The sequence below is a fragment of the Alcanivorax sp. HI0044 genome, assembly GCF_001634945.1.
In genome coordinates this window covers 1-251 of record NZ_LWEZ01001019.1, presented here as the reverse complement: position 1 = coordinate 251, position 251 = coordinate 1, and the positions used below count along the sequence as shown (strand labels likewise).

The window sequence follows — 251 nt, the reverse complement described above, 5'->3', positions numbered from 1 at the left end:
CCAGAACCCGGACCTGAAAGGCATTCGCGCCTCCACCGTCCGCGCGCTGATCTACAATCGCCGCCAGATCGACGACGCCTTCCGTAACAACCCGGTCAACACAGACCTGTTCATGCAGCTGTTGCGCAGCCCCCATGCCCTGTTCTCCCAGCTGCGCCGCATGAAACGCTACGGCATCCTGGGCAAGTACCTTCCGGAATTCGGCGGCATCATCGGCATGATGCAGTACGACCTCTTCCATATTTACACCG

General features: G+C 59.8%; 1 protein-coding gene. It reads left to right on the top strand.

All coding sequences use genetic code 11. The features are described from left to right. The coding region (locus A3730_RS11985) for a hypothetical protein (RefSeq protein WP_156501175.1) at positions 1–251 on the top strand (251 nt) is incomplete at both ends.